The following is a 13,245-nucleotide window of genomic DNA, read 5'->3' as shown; positions in this document are numbered from 1 at the left end:
GTTTTCCTCAGGAGGGGAGGGTTATCTCTGTGTGATGTTCGGGCTTCCCATCGGGGCTATGTCCCGGATCGATAAAATCAACATCAATCGCCAGCGTTTTAAAATCATCCAGATCGTTCAGCTCGTCCTGCTGACGAGTGTCATCTTCTGAAAGCTCTTTCAACACAGAGAAGTCGAACTGGTAGCTCAGTTCATGCCGGTTCACATCAAGCAACGTACCACCTGCATAGGTGATCGGGTTTCCTCGCTCTTCAGGATTCCAGCCCAGGAGCGCTTTAAACAGTGACTGTCGTACATCGTGAACAACATCATATGAGGCAAACTGACCGCGCTCATCCCGGCCATTGCTGACAAACACAATGATGGAAAACCCTTCGGTTAAATCCTGCCAGTAATCAGTCTGGCTCTTCTGCTCCCCTGGCGAATCATCTCCAGGAACAACATAAGCCGCCGGCAGTTTCATCTTCCCGACTTCCGGCAAGTCCTTAAACTGCGCAGCACCTGCTACACGACTCTGGAATTCCGGGCAACGCGCCCGAAGTGTTGCAATAATCGGGGCCAGTTTCATCAGCGCCGCCTCTCCGGTTTAAGTGATAGCCGCAATTCACGCGCCAAGTAGTAACGCGTCCACGGGCTGTTTTTGTTGAGTGTCTCAACCATAAAATTGTTACGCGGCGCCAGCCGCCAGCCGCTACCACCAGAAGCGCCACGGTGATGACTGCGCTGACGTTTTGCGCCACCGCGCACACCGTAGAAGAGAAATGCCGGGTAAAAATCGCCGGTGATGAGCCGGTTACCCTGCCCGTTCCTCTGGTTCGGTGCGATTCGAGCCATAAAACCTGGTCGTTTAGCACTGGCTTTAGGCACCATGTAACCGATGGATTTAGCCAGGCGGCCTGTCTGGTAACCGGGGTTTTCACCAGGTTCAGAACGGCCACGGCGCATCACCAGACGTCGTGCGTCTCGCATATGGCGCTGGCCGATGGTGACAAAGGCACGCCGAACGCGCGCGCGGTTGAAGCGCATTTCATTCGGCTGCTGAAAATCAACGTGTAAAAAGGGTTCCGCCATTGGAATTCCCCCCGGTATTTTCTGTAAATGAACCCAGTTCGGTGCACTCAAGAAGCAGAAACCGCCGTTTACTGTTTAGATCACGAACACGTTTCACGCGGTACACCTCATCTCCCTTCGCCACTTCAAAATCGCTGGTAATTCCGCGGCGCCAGCGAATGGTGATGTAATGCGTGATCACGTTATCGGTCTGAGCCGTTTCCTGGTATGTCGTCGCGCTGGTTTGCACCACCTTTGCCCAGGCGTTGAATGAAACCGGGTATTCAGGTTCAGTTCCGAAATCATCTGAGGGGACATCGACTCGTTTACGGATCAACACCCGTTTATCCAGTTCACCCGGGTCCGGCAGCATATAAGTCGCACTGGTCTGTGCCTGACGTAGTTTCATTGTGAATAAAACCTGTAAGGAGTCGCGATCCATTTATACGCGAGTGGAGTATCCAGCATCTCAACTTCAGACACTGCAGAGCGATTCTCATAAAAATGAGTCACCAGCATAAGCATCGCAAGACGGAGATCGTCTGGAACGACAAGGCCGTCTATATCTGTTTCAGGAACGCTTTCCCCCTTTCTATATAGCCGCCGATTAAGAAAGGTACTCGTTCTGGCTTCTGCTGCCGCACCCAGAGCATTAAGCAGCGTATCTTCTGAGTCATCATCTTCTTCAAGCTTGAGCTGCCGCTTGATTTCTTCAGTAGACAAAATCATAGGCGTACCTGTAAAAAACCCGCCTAAGCGGGTTGTTTTTTGGCTTTTTTATCAGTTTTTTCGGGCTCCGGTTGTTCCGGTTGTTCCGGTTGTTCCGGTTGTTCCGGTTGTTCCGAGACAATCTCCCGTTCATTCTCGGTGTCAACACCAAGAATCCCAAGTTGAGCGGCAATCTCAATTGCACGGGAAGGCAATTCTTCGTACTCACCAGCCTGGATAGTTTCTACGCGACAACCATCAGGCGACCACTTAAGGCTTTGTTTCAATACAGGCATGCTTCACCTCATAAAATAGGGACCTTAGCCCCAGGTAGTTATGGAGCTACTGGCGCACCAATTTGCAGGAGTTTGATTGCCTGAGAATCAGCAAGCATGCCACCAGTACGTTTAGTGGTATAAAAACCCACGTATGGCTTGTTGGTATACGGATCACGCAAAATACGGGTGCCAATACGGTCAACAATGGTGTAGCCACGTTTGAAGTTACCAAACGCAATTGCCTTAGCATCTGCCGCAATGTCTGGCATCTGTTCATTTTCTGAAATACCGTATCCCAGCAAGGTAGACGGCTGATTCAGCTCCAGTCCAGGACGCCACAGGTAGTTACCTTCGGCATCTTTCAGGATGCGAATTTTGAACAGGCTGTTGTTGTTCATCATGAACTTAGCGCCGTTACGATGTGTTTTGCGCAGGGTATAGACCAGTTTAATGATAGAATCAGCAGTCACTGCAGCAGCCGAGCCGGACAGAATATGCTGCAGCGTACCAAATGCTCGTGTCTTGTCATCATCCAGACTGGACGCATAAGCCAGGAAACCTTTCGGCTTCTTGGTGCCATTCCCGCTGGTAAATGCAATCTCTTCCTGTTCGGCAAACTCAATTGCCAGCTCGCTATTAATCCAGTCTTCAGCGTTGAAAAACACATCATCCAGCATTTTTTGCGTGGCCTGCGGGTTGCCGTAAATCTCCCCCATAAAGGGTTCGATTAGTTTGAGTTTAGATGCGTCAGTCGCAGGACGGGCGTCTGTTTCACCAACCCAACCAGAAGCAGTACCGCCAACATTCACTAACTTTTTATAATCGGAGCCGCCAATAGTGATTACAGTAGCTTCCTGACGCATCACTACCTCATCTTTAAGTAGGGTGAGGATATTGCGGTCAAGCTCTTCAGGAACGGCATAACCACCGTCTTCATCAGTTCCAATCTGCAGCGCCTTACGCTCCAGATCGCGCAGTCCGTCATCATCCCCCTTGCGCATAAATTGCATGAAGGCCGTTTTGTGTTCAGTTGCAGCTTTAGATTGCTGTTGCGGACCGCCAGGACGCTTAACCGCCGCAAGTTCTGTTTCGAGGTCTGATTTGAGGCTTTCCAGCTCGGAGAGTTTCCCGTTAAGGGTCTCAACCTGTCCTGCCAGTTTGCCTTTTTCAGACTCAAGCGCGTCAATACGCTTATCGTTTTTCGATTTGAAGTCATCGAACTTCGACTGCAGTTCCTGCGCGACCTGTTCTACATCTTTGATATCGACTGCCATAAGCATTTTCTCCTGATTAAAAATTGATGTTTTTAAGTGCATTCAGTGCAGAGTCCACGTCATCAGCGTCGCGCAGATTAAGTGTGCTATACCCCCCAGCCATGAATGCTTTGGCCTGGGTTCTTGAGAGCCCTACATCGCGCAGGACTCTTTCGATACTTTTCTGAGAAGGCATTTCGCCGCGAGCAAACGCACTTTTCACATCACTAATTCGTGCCTCATCATTCGACGGGAACGTCACAGGACTCACCTCCCAGAGGTCGATTTCTTTGAGAAGAAATACCTCTTTGGTTCGGTCGTACTCCCAGTCCTTCAGCATGTAGCCAATAGAAAGGCCGGTTAAAGAACCGGCCTTCATGTGAGCATGTGCGCGCTTTGCCAGAGGATCGTCGTCAATGAGAAGTCGCCCCTTCACATACAACCCGACATCATCCTCTTTCATATCGGTATAGATACCGATCGGCTCATCCATCCGATGCTGCCAGAGCATGGCAGGAAGAGATTTCTTCTCACGCCATGCCTCTAGAGACTTGCTGAACGCGCCGGGAACAACCACATCGTCGTAGCTATCCTTCACCCCAAACACAGAGCCATAGCCTTCAAACTCTCCGTTATCGCTGACGGATTTCAGTTTCAGCGGAATGTCCAACCGCTGTTTAGTCATCGGCATCTTGTCGTTCCTCCGTTTTGGCTTGCTTACTTCCGTCAGATGGTTTCGTTGTCATGTTCATTGGTGTTAGATAAACATCGCCACCAGGGCGGGGATTGCGATCCTCAAGTTCAAGGCAGTCATTCGGTGAATACATGCCCCAGTTGATTGCAGTCGCATAGGCATCAAACCGTGACTTCATATCGCCACGAAGTAACGCACCAACATTAAACTTCGCGTAGTACGTTCCCTGCTTTGAATCACGAATGAGTCCGACATTAATACGCTGCTCAATGCGGGTCAGGTAGGGAACCAGTGAATAGTTTATGAACCCCATCCCCAGCTCTTCGATATTGCTGAATGTTGCGCGGTCAGTGTTCTGGACCATATGCATTGGCACCCGAAACAACCGACAAATCTCCTCAAGCTGAAATTTGCGCGTTTCCAGAAACTGGCTGTCTTCGGCGCTAAGAGCCATAGATTTCCAGTCAAGGCCCATTTCAAGAATCATTGGTCGGTGAGCGTTACCCAGCCCTTGGTGCTTTTCTTCAAAATCAGCCTTCAGACGGGCATAAGCGGCATCACTTAATTCACTATCAGTACGTAGCACCCCAGATGTAACAGCACCATTGCTGAACAACCTTGCACCATGTTCCTCAGTTGCAAGACCAAGCGAGATAGCCTCTCTTGCATAGGCTATAGGGTTCAACCCCACCAGCCCATCCAACGTAAGTATACGAATGTGCCAGATATCATCCTGACCCAGCACATCCGTCGAACCATCAGGAAAAGTCACCTGGTAAACAGGCTCCCAATTGCTATTAAGCTTTGGCTGAACGCATCCAGGATCAAGCGGGAGAAGTTCAACGACCTCACCTAACGCCTTAACTTTATAAGCGTAAAAATTTCCACGAAGACACAGGCAAACAACAATTAACTCCCAGAACTCCTGGGGGGTCATGTAACCGTTGGGCTTTAAAGAGACCAACTTCTGGAGGCGCTCTCCCGTGGCCTTTTCCTTACCTTTACCTGCCGTTTTAAAGATATTGCAGGGAAGCATGCCTATGGATTCAGCCAATACACGCACGCAACCAAATACCGCAGTTAGCCGCATAGCTCGCTGGCTGCTTACTCGCTTCCCTGTATAAGTGTCATATGACAGCCCGACCTCCTGCGCCAGATCGGCCGCGGTGTAAACTGGCTGACTACTTTTTGAAAACATACCGGGGAAGAACATCAGTCACCTCCCGATTGTTTCTCTGATGTGGAGGATATAAATTTTGCCACCATCCATGACCAGATCAGGCACAGTAGACCTCCGGCAATATAGCCTGCAGGGGGATAAATCATCCACGCCCCAAATGAGAGCAACAGAGCCCCCAGCACTCCGACCAATGGAGTGAGTATTGTCAGGATCATAAACGCCTCGGTTTAAAGTGAACGAATGCCGCGGGATTCGATACGATCGGAGATAGAGTCCACTTTTTCGTAAAGCATTGAACGTCCAATCGCCATAATCAGCGCCACCGCGCCGTCTATTTTATTTTCGTTTTGCTCCTTGATAGGCTTCACAACATCATCATTGCCTGGCAGATATTTCCCCACCACGTTGCTGATACACCAGCTCATTATCGGGTTGCCGTCGTGATGAAAACGCCCGGACTCAATGGCTGCTTCCAGCTCTTTCATTGGGTCTGACATATTGGTGTAGTTCTGAACGATAGTGATCGGATTAAGACTTTCATCAGCCAGATCATGTGAAAGCCCCGTCGCGCCGAATGGGTCAATCGGTGACTCACTGACTGGGTTGAGCTTGTTTGCCGCCTTGGCCTCTTCAAGGATGTAGCGGTAATCAACTTCAGCGCCATCAGTAACTGTAAGCAGTCCCATTTCAACCCATTTCTGAAATCGCTCCGCAGTACGACGATCTTCGTTCTTTTCAACGCTGAATACTGTGTCGTAGGGAACCCAGAAGCGGGGAGCAACGCTGTAGTAATGTGTCTTGCCGTCAATTTCCCTGGTGAACAACCGCGCCATACTGTTCATATCCAGCTTGCGCGCCAGGTCGAAAGACAGAACACATGGCTGTCCTTCGAATTGCTCCAGCGTAAGTGTCTTATCCTCGCAGTTCTGCCAGGAAACCAGGTTGTAGAAAGCGGCACGGGCTGCAACCCAGATATTGAGGTGTTTAGTTTTAAATACACCAGCCTGACGGGCGTTATTAATAGCTCGCTGTTGCTGGCTGAGGAGAAAATCACGATAGACCGACACGCCCATATTCGGGTTAGCCTTTTCCAGAACTTTAGGATCGGTCCAGTCATCCCCCTCGTCTACGGTGTATATCACTCCGAACAATTCCTCATTCGGTACCGTGCCGTTAAGCATCTCAATCACTTCACGCCGTTTGTCGTAGCATGGCCCCTCAATGTTGTAACCCGCCGTTGTTATCGCCCACATCAGCGGCTGTCGCCGCGCCCCCATACCAGTCAGCATTGTGGTGTAGAGCGAATCAGTAGGGTGTTCGTGATACTCATCGACAATCGCACAGTGCGGTGAAGCGCCGTCCCCAGGGTTACCAATCAGCGGCTCAAAACGCGCGCCATCTTCTGGCCGGTTCAGGTTGGACGCATTAACTTCGATCCCGAACGCTTCCACCAGCAGCGGTGTGCGCTTACACATCAGACGAGCGGGCCTGAATACTTCCCACGCCTGCTTTTCAGTTGTGGCCCCGGAATATACTTCAGCGCCAAACTCGTTATCACAGGTAAAACAGTACAGCGCCACACCCGCCGAAATGGCCGATTTCCCGTTTTTACGCGGTATCTCCGTGTAAACCTCGCGAAATCGACGAAGCTTCGATCCTTTCTGGACCCAGCCAAAGGCGCAGCACACAATAAACAGTTGCCATGCCTCCAGGGTGATCGGCATCCGCTTGAATGCCCACTCTCCTTTTGTATGTGGCAACAGCTGGATAAATTTCGCAGCCTTTTCTGCCATGTCTTTATCGAAGCGGTAACGAAATTTCTTACTCTTTTCAGCCGCCATGTCATCGATATGACGCTGGCAGGCCTGAATGACAAACTGGCACGCCGGAATTTTCCCCCGCACAACGTTGCGGGCGTATTGATTCGCGGCGTTTACGTTGGGGTACGATTTCCGGCTCATGAGTTGATCATCTTCAGGAATGGGTTAGAGGTTTTCTTCTGTCCGGCAAGGCCGATCAGTCGTTGACGACTGCTGGGGTCAAGTCCAAGCATGGAGCCGGTAGAACTCATCTCCGATTCCTGCTCTTTCTTTGCGGTTAGCTCAGGGTTTTTTATCTTCCCCCCCATAGCACCAGTGATAGACAGCCCGTCTCTGGCGATATTTTTAACCGCCCTGCGCCAGAACTCGTAGGCAACACACCAGCGCTCAAGTACGGCAAGATCGGTAACACAGAGTAGCCCCTGTCCACATAATTCTTTCGTGGTCAGTTCCCACATGACGGCCGCCATTGGCAGACCTTCATCCTCAGAAAACCAGTCAGGTGGTGCCACGCCTTTAATCGGTGTGAATACAGGTTCCTCTTTATTCAGGGCTCGTTTGCCGGGGTTCCCTGCCAGCTCCTTGCGCGCCGTTGGCTTGGGGCGACGCCCGGAACGCCCCGCCGTTCCAGCCATAAGCGACACTCCTGGTTAAATTTCATTTTTCGCGGGTATAAAAATACGAGGAGGCGGGCAGTCCGGAAGGCGCGCGGTCACAGAGATTTGACCTCCCCCTCCCCTGGATGATGATGACACCGATTCTCACTTGAGCCGCTCACGCGCAGTCTTCGCGGCGTGACACGACCAGCACAGGCTTTCAAGGTTGCTGTCTTCATCAGTACCGCCGTGGGCCTTCGCTTTGATGTGATCCACGCAGGACGCCTGCTTCACGACTCCCTGACGAAGATGGTTCTGACACAACCCTTTGTCTCGCTTCAGTATGCGGGCTCGTATGACTTCCCACTTCGATCCATATCCGCGCTGCTGTCTGGATTGTCCCGGTTTATAGGATTTCCAGCCCTCGCCTTTGTGATTTTCACAGTAGCCAGATGGGTCTGTTGTGGTAAAACGGCAGCCGCGAACACGGCAGGCTTTTGGTGTTCGAGGTGGCATACTTTCTCCAATAAAAAACCACCAGCAGTGGCCAGTGGTTTTAGTGGGTAACTATTATAAATTAACCAGCTTTGAGCTCTTTCCTTGATATTTTAAGTACCTTTTCGAAAAGTGTCTTAGTCATTGATAATAGATGCTCTTCTGCTTCTTCCGTGTCCCAGCCCTGGTAGTGCACATCATGATCAACCTTACGCTCTTCTGTGAGGTAATCCCTTAACAAGGTTGATACTGATTCTGGTATAAGGAGCTGCCCTGCATGGCTGTACTTAGTGATTAAACTTTTTGCCTTTGAAGCAGCTAATTTCAACTCTTTTACCTGAGCCCCATCAAGCACAACAAAATCAGGAAACTCTGCCGGCCCCTCTCGTTGATATAACCTTAAATCAGAGTAGTACTCCTGTAACACTTTCAATTGGTAGATTGAATCTGTGAGCTCAATGACAGCCGCAGCTCTTTTTTCCCACCATTTTTCACTATAGAACCGTTTCAATGCGAAAAATGTTGCGACCCATGCCCCAAATGCACCTGAGGATAAGGCCAACAGAAATTGCCAAACGTAGTTCATCTATACCCCCGAATTTTTTATCAGAGATATTTTGCACTATCGCAGGCACTCAGTGAATGCCTGCTGTAATACCCATAATGATGACCATTAAAAAAGCCACTCGAAAGTGGCCTTTGTGATGGCAATAAAAAACCGCCCAGAGGTGGTTTAAAAATTTCAGTTACAGATCTTCAAATTGGTTTTATTTGGCATCCATGAAGGACTGGATGGCTGATGCCAAGGTTGCGATTTCCTTAGCTGCACTTTTCAGATCGCACTCGACCTTATCACCGCGAGCCAATGCTGTCGAAGCAGAGGCTGATGCCTTTGCAATCTCTAATGCAGCATTCATCGCGATGATACGCTTATGATTCTCGTCAGAAACGCGGCCATCTGTTGAATTGTAATAACCTTGAAGCATACAACCTCCTTTTAAAATAGAGGCTTAATCTTATCGCGATGAAAGTGGTGATAAAGAGATTTGCCTCTTGTTTTCTACCTATTTTGACAGTTCATCTGCCACGCTATGTTGTGCGCCAGAATGTCCCGCTTCGTCTGCTTATCCAGCACAGCAATATCGTGCTCGGTGAGGTAAATGATGTTCACCCAGTCACAGGCCGTGTCCGTTACTTCAGGTTTTGCGGGTAAAGTTTTCGCGCAACTCACGGTCAACATCGTCATCAGGAAGATGATTAACAGTCTGCTGTACATCCCTGGCTCCTTTTGTTGTTTCTACCCGGCGTTCTGCAACGGCTTCAGTAGCTACCGCACGTTCTTCAGTGCGCTGCTGGTCCGCTTTTGTTTCGGCGAGACTTGTACCGCGTGATTTACCCAGACCAAAAGCACCTGCAATTGCAGCCAGCACAGCAACAACCAGGCCGATAATCATTTCAAGTCCCATAGTGACCTCACACCAGTGCAGCTTTTGCTTTGGCGTAACGTTCACGGCGGTCTTTAATGCCGTTCTGCCCGCCGTTAATAATCTGCGTGACGCGTTCCACATCCCCCGAATAGAGGAGACAACCGCGTAACGTGAAGTACCATGCCGCCGAACGGGCCGCGTGTCGCTCTTGCGTCAATAGTTCCGGAGTGCTCACAAGGTCAAGCTTCAGCGCTGTACCGCATTTGGTGTAGTTCTCACGACCAGTGATTTGCAGCAGGCCACGACCGCGATATTTCCAGCCATCACCCTGACTGTTATTCCCCATGCGGTCACCGTAAACCAGATTGGCTATTTGTGGCTGATGAGCGACCTGTTTACCATCAACACGACCCAGCATTTCACACTGATACGGCGTCAGGCGATTACCGAAGGTTTTCTTCAGCCCTTCAACCGAGTAGTTAAAGTTTTCTACCAGCGAGGTAAAGCCATTGGATTCATGCCCAACTTGTGCAATGAACATGGCCTGATCATTAATCGCTGTAATTCCAAAGTCTTTCATTGCCGCATCAATGTGCGGAAACCAGCGCGCAGAAAGCCCGGCGCTGATACCAGCCGCCTGCTGAAATTGTGATTGGTTCATTTATTGCCTCAGATGATCAACCAGGCGTGCCACGTTGCCTCTGACGGCGACCAGCACAGACAGGAAAATAATGTTGGCCCCGATAGTGGCCCACGATGAATAAGGGTAGATACCGCAAAGATACGCCAGCGGTACGGCGCTATAGATGACCGTAAGCAGCCACGCTAAGCGAGATATCCATGGTCGATGTTGGGAATCACCGCGACGGTAAAACATCAGGGTCAGCACTACCCCAGCGCAAAGCAGCGCGTTGATTGTTGCCGATGGGTCATTTAGTACCACCTGAACCTCCCCGGCGCGTTATCAGCGCCACCAGCGAGCCGACATCCTGGTTGTTCAGGAACGTCAGGATTTTGACAGCTAAAGCCGAAACGATTACGGCACCGATGGCATCCAGAGGCTTATCACTGTAACCAGTCCAGTCAGCCAGCTTTGAACCCACCAGCCCTGAGCAGATGATCCCGGCGATGTAGGACACGACAAAATACGCCAGCCGACGCGTTGCACTAAGGTCCGCAGCTGTTGCAATGTAAAATACAGCTCCGGCAAATGCGCCAAACACCACGCCGTAATCGGTTCCGGACAGAAATCCATAGACGCTAGCTCCCGTCAGGACACCACCAGCCAGCCCAGTACCGGAAATCGGATCGGACATTTAGCCCCCTCTTTATTGCTGTGAGTCCTCTCAGAACGAGGGGAAATAAAAAGGGCTACCAACCGGCAGCCCTTAGAATGCAAAAAACCCGCGCTGTAGGCGGGTTTCATTTGTTTGTTGCTCAGTTCGCTTTAACGTCCCGAGCTTATCACAATTTAAGCATTTTCCGCGCAAGCATTCAAGTAAAATCTGTCGCTATTTGTGCCGAATGCGTCACACATTGGTGCGTAAAGCATCGATTCTGCGAAATTTAACCAAACATCGATCCGACTCTCACATGTACGCAAGCACCATTCAGGGTGTTTCTCGTTCAGGTCTCGGGCCATAGCCTTTTTGCTGAGGCGTTTGATATACCGATCCTCTATCAAGTCATATAAACGCTTATTGCCCGAACGGATTAAAATCTCACTGAGGACTGAGTTGACTACCATTGCTTCCTCATCAGTGCAAAACGCCAGGCCGCTTTTATTCTTCCCTTCAAGAATCTCTCTGAAGAACGCTTCCAGTTCTGGCTTGCTGATACCCGCTTTCTTCATCCGGCGTAGCGCTTCGTTGATTGCCTTTTTAGTGATTTTTCCGGATGCCAGTAACTGGTTAAACATGTTCCCACCACTACCACCGCCGATATAAGACCAGCGGCCCCACATGCGCAACTTACCCTGTATCCAGATGCTTTCCAGAGTACGAAGACGAACCATTTCACCAGCCTTGCCAACTTCAGAAGGATTAATCATTAAGCTTCTCCATTTATGCCAGCACGCCAATTGCCAGCGCTCGATCTATAACCCGAAAAACTAGGACCAGTTGGTCATCGTATTTCGCTTCAAATGCCACGGGATCAGCATGCAACTCGTTGTGATGTGCTCTGCACAGCGGTATCACAAACAGGTCGTGTGCTTTTGTACCCATTCCACCCTGCCCGTGGCCAATCAGGTGGTGGGGGTCGTCTGCGGGTTTATTGCAACAAACACAGGGTTGTGTTTTAACCCAGCGGGTGTACCTCTCATTTACCCAGCGGCGACGTTTTGGCCTGAGCATGAAAGACTCTGGCGACTCCGGATCAACAGAGAGCGTGAGGATCTTCTTCGCCTTCTCCTGCACGAGTCTGGTTGCTGACGAGGAAGGCACTATGTCGCTTTCCCTCATGACAGAACGGATCTTCTCATCCGGAAGGCGCAGCCCTTTGTGCGCAACGCTTTCCGGAATAACATCAGCCAGGTCGTTTCTGACCATCCACCAGCACAGTTCCGGAAGCGTCAGGATATGCGACTCGGGAAAACCAGAATCACGCCGAATGACTTCCAGAATCCAGGATACCAGGTTTCCGGCCGCTATACCTGCAAGCTGTTCGGTATGCTGCCCCGACAAAGTGTGATCGCAATGCCAGCACAGGCGAATGCTTCCTGGTGGGTGCCGCATTGTTGTGAAGTTCTTGTCGTGCCACGTTGAATGTGGCCACTGGCATTCAAACCGATTACTCAGCCATTGCTCAAGGGAAGAAATCCCACCGGCACGCTGAATAACCCTCTCATTCTCGAAGACCTGACGCATTACCGGATCATCAGCCAGCGGCTGAATGGCTGCCGGAACAGCCCCGGTACTGAATGACGCCATTTCTTCTGGTTCAGGCTCGAGCAGAACGCGACCACGCATGAAGAGGTGCATCAGTTCCGCACCGGGACGGAACAGCACAATCCCCATACGATGGGCGATCTCGGGGGTAAGCAGAGCTCTCACGCGACCTGCCCCCTGGCAATGTGTTCTGCCCACAGTCCACCAATCCAGCGCACGCCTTTCGCCGTGAAACGTGCCTGGCTGAATGCATGATTTGAGGTTACGGATGTGCCGGTTTTCACTTCAAAACGGCCCGCATCAATATGCTGATGCCGTGGAGTCATCGTTCCGCCAAGGCGATACATGATGTCGTTCTCAAGGAGGAATAACCGCAGATCTGGCTCTTTGGCCTTAAGCAGTTTTGCCACCTGGCGGAATGACATTGACCCACTGGCTGTACAGTACCGATCAACAAACGCTACCTTCGGCGCCGCGGCAGCCAGTTCGTTAGTCAACTGCTGCTTTTGTTCTGCAAGGTCAGCTGCAAGACGTAGGGCTTCAGAGAATGATTGAGGAATCGTCTGCTGCTGTGCCTGCTCAAGCTCCTGCCAGCGATCAACCAGACGCGCGGTAAACTCCGGCGACAGCTGCGCGACAACGATATAACTGTCCCGCTTCCCTATCAGATAAACCGATACCGACTGATTGAGGTGATTTTTAACTTCCCCCATTGGGGGGAGTTCAATAACACCGCGCTCTGCCAGGCGTTCAATGGACCGTTTAACATGGTCATGTCGTGATTCCACCAGCTCAGCAATATCGCTGCTGGACATGGTTAATGCTGTTGTTGCTAACTGGCTCATACTTTTCTCCA

22 protein-coding genes are annotated in these 13,245 nt (G+C 50.7%); all 22 read right to left on the bottom strand.

What is annotated here, in order from left to right:
- Window positions 1-7: 7 nt before the first annotated feature.
- The gene (locus ACLJXE_RS16400; RefSeq protein ID WP_410751398.1) at window positions 8-568 is read right to left on the bottom strand and encodes a hypothetical protein; all 561 of its coding nucleotides are present in this window, start codon (window positions 566-568) and stop codon (window positions 8-10) included.
- Window positions 568-1,071: a hypothetical protein gene (locus ACLJXE_RS16395; RefSeq protein WP_196615642.1), complete on the bottom strand. Its 504-nt coding sequence runs from the start codon at window positions 1,069-1,071 to the stop codon at window positions 568-570. The genes ACLJXE_RS16400 and ACLJXE_RS16395 overlap by 1 nt, the downstream gene beginning before the upstream one ends.
- Window positions 1,046-1,459: a phage head closure protein gene (locus tag ACLJXE_RS16390; RefSeq protein WP_410751397.1), complete on the bottom strand. Its 414-nt coding sequence runs from the start codon at window positions 1,457-1,459 to the stop codon at window positions 1,046-1,048. The genes ACLJXE_RS16395 and ACLJXE_RS16390 overlap by 26 nt, the downstream gene beginning before the upstream one ends.
- Window positions 1,456-1,779 carry a head-tail connector protein gene (locus ACLJXE_RS16385; RefSeq protein WP_088583010.1) on the bottom strand — a complete coding sequence of 108 codons (324 nt, stop codon included), beginning with the start codon at window positions 1,777-1,779 and terminating at the stop codon, window positions 1,456-1,458. Before ACLJXE_RS16385 ends, ACLJXE_RS16390 begins: the two co-directional genes overlap by 4 nt.
- A gap of 23 nt (window positions 1,780-1,802) precedes the next feature.
- Complete coding sequence (locus tag ACLJXE_RS16380; protein WP_410751396.1) at window positions 1,803-2,054, bottom strand: hypothetical protein; 252 nt, start codon at window positions 2,052-2,054, stop codon at window positions 1,803-1,805.
- Between the two features lie 38 nt (window positions 2,055-2,092).
- On the bottom strand, window positions 2,093-3,310 hold the full coding sequence (locus ACLJXE_RS16375) for a phage major capsid protein (protein ID WP_088583012.1): 1,218 nt from the start codon (window positions 3,308-3,310) through the stop codon (window positions 2,093-2,095).
- Window positions 3,311-3,326: 16 nt separating this feature from the next.
- Complete coding sequence (locus ACLJXE_RS16370) at window positions 3,327-3,980, bottom strand: HK97 family phage prohead protease (RefSeq protein ID WP_116359855.1); 654 nt, start codon at window positions 3,978-3,980, stop codon at window positions 3,327-3,329.
- Entirely contained in the window at window positions 3,967-5,196 is a 1,230-nt protein-coding gene (locus tag ACLJXE_RS16365; protein WP_088583014.1) for a phage portal protein, read from the bottom strand. The genes ACLJXE_RS16370 and ACLJXE_RS16365 overlap by 14 nt, the downstream gene beginning before the upstream one ends.
- Window positions 5,196-5,378: a hypothetical protein gene (locus ACLJXE_RS16360; protein ID WP_234662058.1), complete on the bottom strand. Its 183-nt coding sequence runs from the start codon at window positions 5,376-5,378 to the stop codon at window positions 5,196-5,198. Before ACLJXE_RS16360 ends, ACLJXE_RS16365 begins: the two co-directional genes overlap by 1 nt.
- A gap of 12 nt (window positions 5,379-5,390) precedes the next feature.
- Window positions 5,391-7,124, bottom strand: coding sequence for a terminase large subunit (locus tag ACLJXE_RS16355; RefSeq protein WP_410751395.1), 1,734 nt, complete (start codon window positions 7,122-7,124; stop codon window positions 5,391-5,393).
- A complete protein-coding gene (locus ACLJXE_RS16350; RefSeq protein WP_075848475.1) occupies window positions 7,121-7,618 on the bottom strand; it encodes a phage terminase small subunit P27 family in 498 nt (165 codons plus the stop codon). The genes ACLJXE_RS16355 and ACLJXE_RS16350 overlap by 4 nt, the downstream gene beginning before the upstream one ends.
- A 126-nt stretch (window positions 7,619-7,744) precedes the next feature.
- A complete protein-coding gene (locus tag ACLJXE_RS16345) occupies window positions 7,745-8,095 on the bottom strand; it encodes an HNH endonuclease (RefSeq protein ID WP_053286220.1) in 351 nt (116 codons plus the stop codon).
- Window positions 8,096-8,156: 61 nt separating this feature from the next.
- Window positions 8,157-8,660, bottom strand: a complete 504-nt coding sequence (locus tag ACLJXE_RS16340) for a hypothetical protein (protein ID WP_345754799.1) — start codon at window positions 8,658-8,660, stop codon at window positions 8,157-8,159.
- Between the two features lie 181 nt (window positions 8,661-8,841).
- The gene (locus ACLJXE_RS16335) at window positions 8,842-9,060 is read right to left on the bottom strand and encodes a hypothetical protein (RefSeq protein WP_345754798.1); all 219 of its coding nucleotides are present in this window, start codon (window positions 9,058-9,060) and stop codon (window positions 8,842-8,844) included.
- Between the two features lie 74 nt (window positions 9,061-9,134).
- Window positions 9,135-9,314 carry a hypothetical protein gene (locus ACLJXE_RS16330; protein WP_325791889.1) on the bottom strand — a complete coding sequence of 60 codons (180 nt, stop codon included), beginning with the start codon at window positions 9,312-9,314 and terminating at the stop codon, window positions 9,135-9,137.
- A complete protein-coding gene (locus tag ACLJXE_RS16325; protein ID WP_265877030.1) occupies window positions 9,271-9,540 on the bottom strand; it encodes a hypothetical protein in 270 nt (89 codons plus the stop codon). The genes ACLJXE_RS16330 and ACLJXE_RS16325 overlap by 44 nt, the downstream gene beginning before the upstream one ends.
- Before the next feature lie 7 nt (window positions 9,541-9,547).
- On the bottom strand, window positions 9,548-10,162 hold the full coding sequence (locus ACLJXE_RS16320) for a glycoside hydrolase family 19 protein (protein WP_115207177.1): 615 nt from the start codon (window positions 10,160-10,162) through the stop codon (window positions 9,548-9,550).
- Window positions 10,163-10,444, bottom strand: coding sequence for a phage holin family protein (locus ACLJXE_RS16315; RefSeq protein ID WP_044702861.1), 282 nt, complete (start codon window positions 10,442-10,444; stop codon window positions 10,163-10,165).
- Window positions 10,431-10,817: a phage holin family protein gene (locus ACLJXE_RS16310; RefSeq protein ID WP_001283172.1), complete on the bottom strand. Its 387-nt coding sequence runs from the start codon at window positions 10,815-10,817 to the stop codon at window positions 10,431-10,433. Before ACLJXE_RS16310 ends, ACLJXE_RS16315 begins: the two co-directional genes overlap by 14 nt.
- Before the next feature lie 155 nt (window positions 10,818-10,972).
- On the bottom strand, window positions 10,973-11,551 hold the full coding sequence (locus tag ACLJXE_RS16305) for a DUF1133 family protein (RefSeq protein WP_410751394.1): 579 nt from the start codon (window positions 11,549-11,551) through the stop codon (window positions 10,973-10,975).
- Between the two features lie 13 nt (window positions 11,552-11,564).
- A complete protein-coding gene (locus ACLJXE_RS16300) occupies window positions 11,565-12,554 on the bottom strand; it encodes a DUF968 domain-containing protein (RefSeq protein ID WP_410751393.1) in 990 nt (329 codons plus the stop codon).
- Entirely contained in the window at window positions 12,551-13,234 is a 684-nt protein-coding gene (locus ACLJXE_RS16295; protein ID WP_001704138.1) for a phage regulatory protein/antirepressor Ant, read from the bottom strand. Before ACLJXE_RS16295 ends, ACLJXE_RS16300 begins: the two co-directional genes overlap by 4 nt.
- Window positions 13,235-13,245 lie beyond the last annotated feature (11 nt).

The organism is Citrobacter sp. U14242 (assembly GCF_046555775.1).
Classification (GTDB): Bacteria; Pseudomonadota; Gammaproteobacteria; order Enterobacterales; family Enterobacteriaceae; genus Citrobacter.
Note: the sequence above shows the minus strand (reverse complement) of the source record. Positions and strands in the feature narration are given on the sequence as shown.

What these genes read in the sequence shown, in the direction of transcription:
- ACLJXE_RS16325 (WP_265877030.1), bottom strand. Translation starts at nt 9,540, where the DNA reads ATGGGACTTGAAATGATTATCGGCCTGGTTGTTGCTGTGCTGGCTGCA.
- ACLJXE_RS16335 (WP_345754798.1), bottom strand. Translation starts at nt 9,060, where the DNA reads ATGCTTCAAGGTTATTACAATTCAACAGATGGCCGCGTTTCTGACGAG.
- ACLJXE_RS16375 (WP_088583012.1), bottom strand. Translation starts at nt 3,310, where the DNA reads ATGGCAGTCGATATCAAAGATGTAGAACAGGTCGCGCAGGAACTGCAG.
- ACLJXE_RS16400 (WP_410751398.1), bottom strand. Translation starts at nt 568, where the DNA reads ATGAAACTGGCCCCGATTATTGCAACACTTCGGGCGCGTTGCCCGGAA.
- ACLJXE_RS16310 (WP_001283172.1), bottom strand. Translation starts at nt 10,817, where the DNA reads ATGTCCGATCCGATTTCCGGTACTGGGCTGGCTGGTGGTGTCCTGACG.
- ACLJXE_RS16380 (WP_410751396.1), bottom strand. Translation starts at nt 2,054, where the DNA reads ATGCCTGTATTGAAACAAAGCCTTAAGTGGTCGCCTGATGGTTGTCGC.
- ACLJXE_RS16320 (WP_115207177.1), bottom strand. Translation starts at nt 10,162, where the DNA reads ATGAACCAATCACAATTTCAGCAGGCGGCTGGTATCAGCGCCGGGCTT.
- ACLJXE_RS16345 (WP_053286220.1), bottom strand. Translation starts at nt 8,095, where the DNA reads ATGCCACCTCGAACACCAAAAGCCTGCCGTGTTCGCGGCTGCCGTTTT.
- ACLJXE_RS16385 (WP_088583010.1), bottom strand. Translation starts at nt 1,779, where the DNA reads ATGATTTTGTCTACTGAAGAAATCAAGCGGCAGCTCAAGCTTGAAGAA.
- ACLJXE_RS16340 (WP_345754799.1), bottom strand. Translation starts at nt 8,660, where the DNA reads ATGAACTACGTTTGGCAATTTCTGTTGGCCTTATCCTCAGGTGCATTT.
- ACLJXE_RS16365 (WP_088583014.1), bottom strand. Translation starts at nt 5,196, where the DNA reads ATGTTCTTCCCCGGTATGTTTTCAAAAAGTAGTCAGCCAGTTTACACC.
- ACLJXE_RS16355 (WP_410751395.1), bottom strand. Translation starts at nt 7,124, where the DNA reads ATGAGCCGGAAATCGTACCCCAACGTAAACGCCGCGAATCAATACGCC.
- ACLJXE_RS16360 (WP_234662058.1), bottom strand. Translation starts at nt 5,378, where the DNA reads ATGATCCTGACAATACTCACTCCATTGGTCGGAGTGCTGGGGGCTCTG.
- ACLJXE_RS16330 (WP_325791889.1), bottom strand. Translation starts at nt 9,314, where the DNA reads ATGTTGACCGTGAGTTGCGCGAAAACTTTACCCGCAAAACCTGAAGTA.
- ACLJXE_RS16305 (WP_410751394.1), bottom strand. Translation starts at nt 11,551, where the DNA reads ATGATTAATCCTTCTGAAGTTGGCAAGGCTGGTGAAATGGTTCGTCTT.
- ACLJXE_RS16295 (WP_001704138.1), bottom strand. Translation starts at nt 13,234, where the DNA reads ATGAGCCAGTTAGCAACAACAGCATTAACCATGTCCAGCAGCGATATT.
- ACLJXE_RS16370 (WP_116359855.1), bottom strand. Translation starts at nt 3,980, where the DNA reads ATGCCGATGACTAAACAGCGGTTGGACATTCCGCTGAAACTGAAATCC.
- ACLJXE_RS16390 (WP_410751397.1), bottom strand. Translation starts at nt 1,459, where the DNA reads ATGAAACTACGTCAGGCACAGACCAGTGCGACTTATATGCTGCCGGAC.
- ACLJXE_RS16350 (WP_075848475.1), bottom strand. Translation starts at nt 7,618, where the DNA reads ATGGCTGGAACGGCGGGGCGTTCCGGGCGTCGCCCCAAGCCAACGGCG.
- ACLJXE_RS16395 (WP_196615642.1), bottom strand. Translation starts at nt 1,071, where the DNA reads ATGGCGGAACCCTTTTTACACGTTGATTTTCAGCAGCCGAATGAAATG.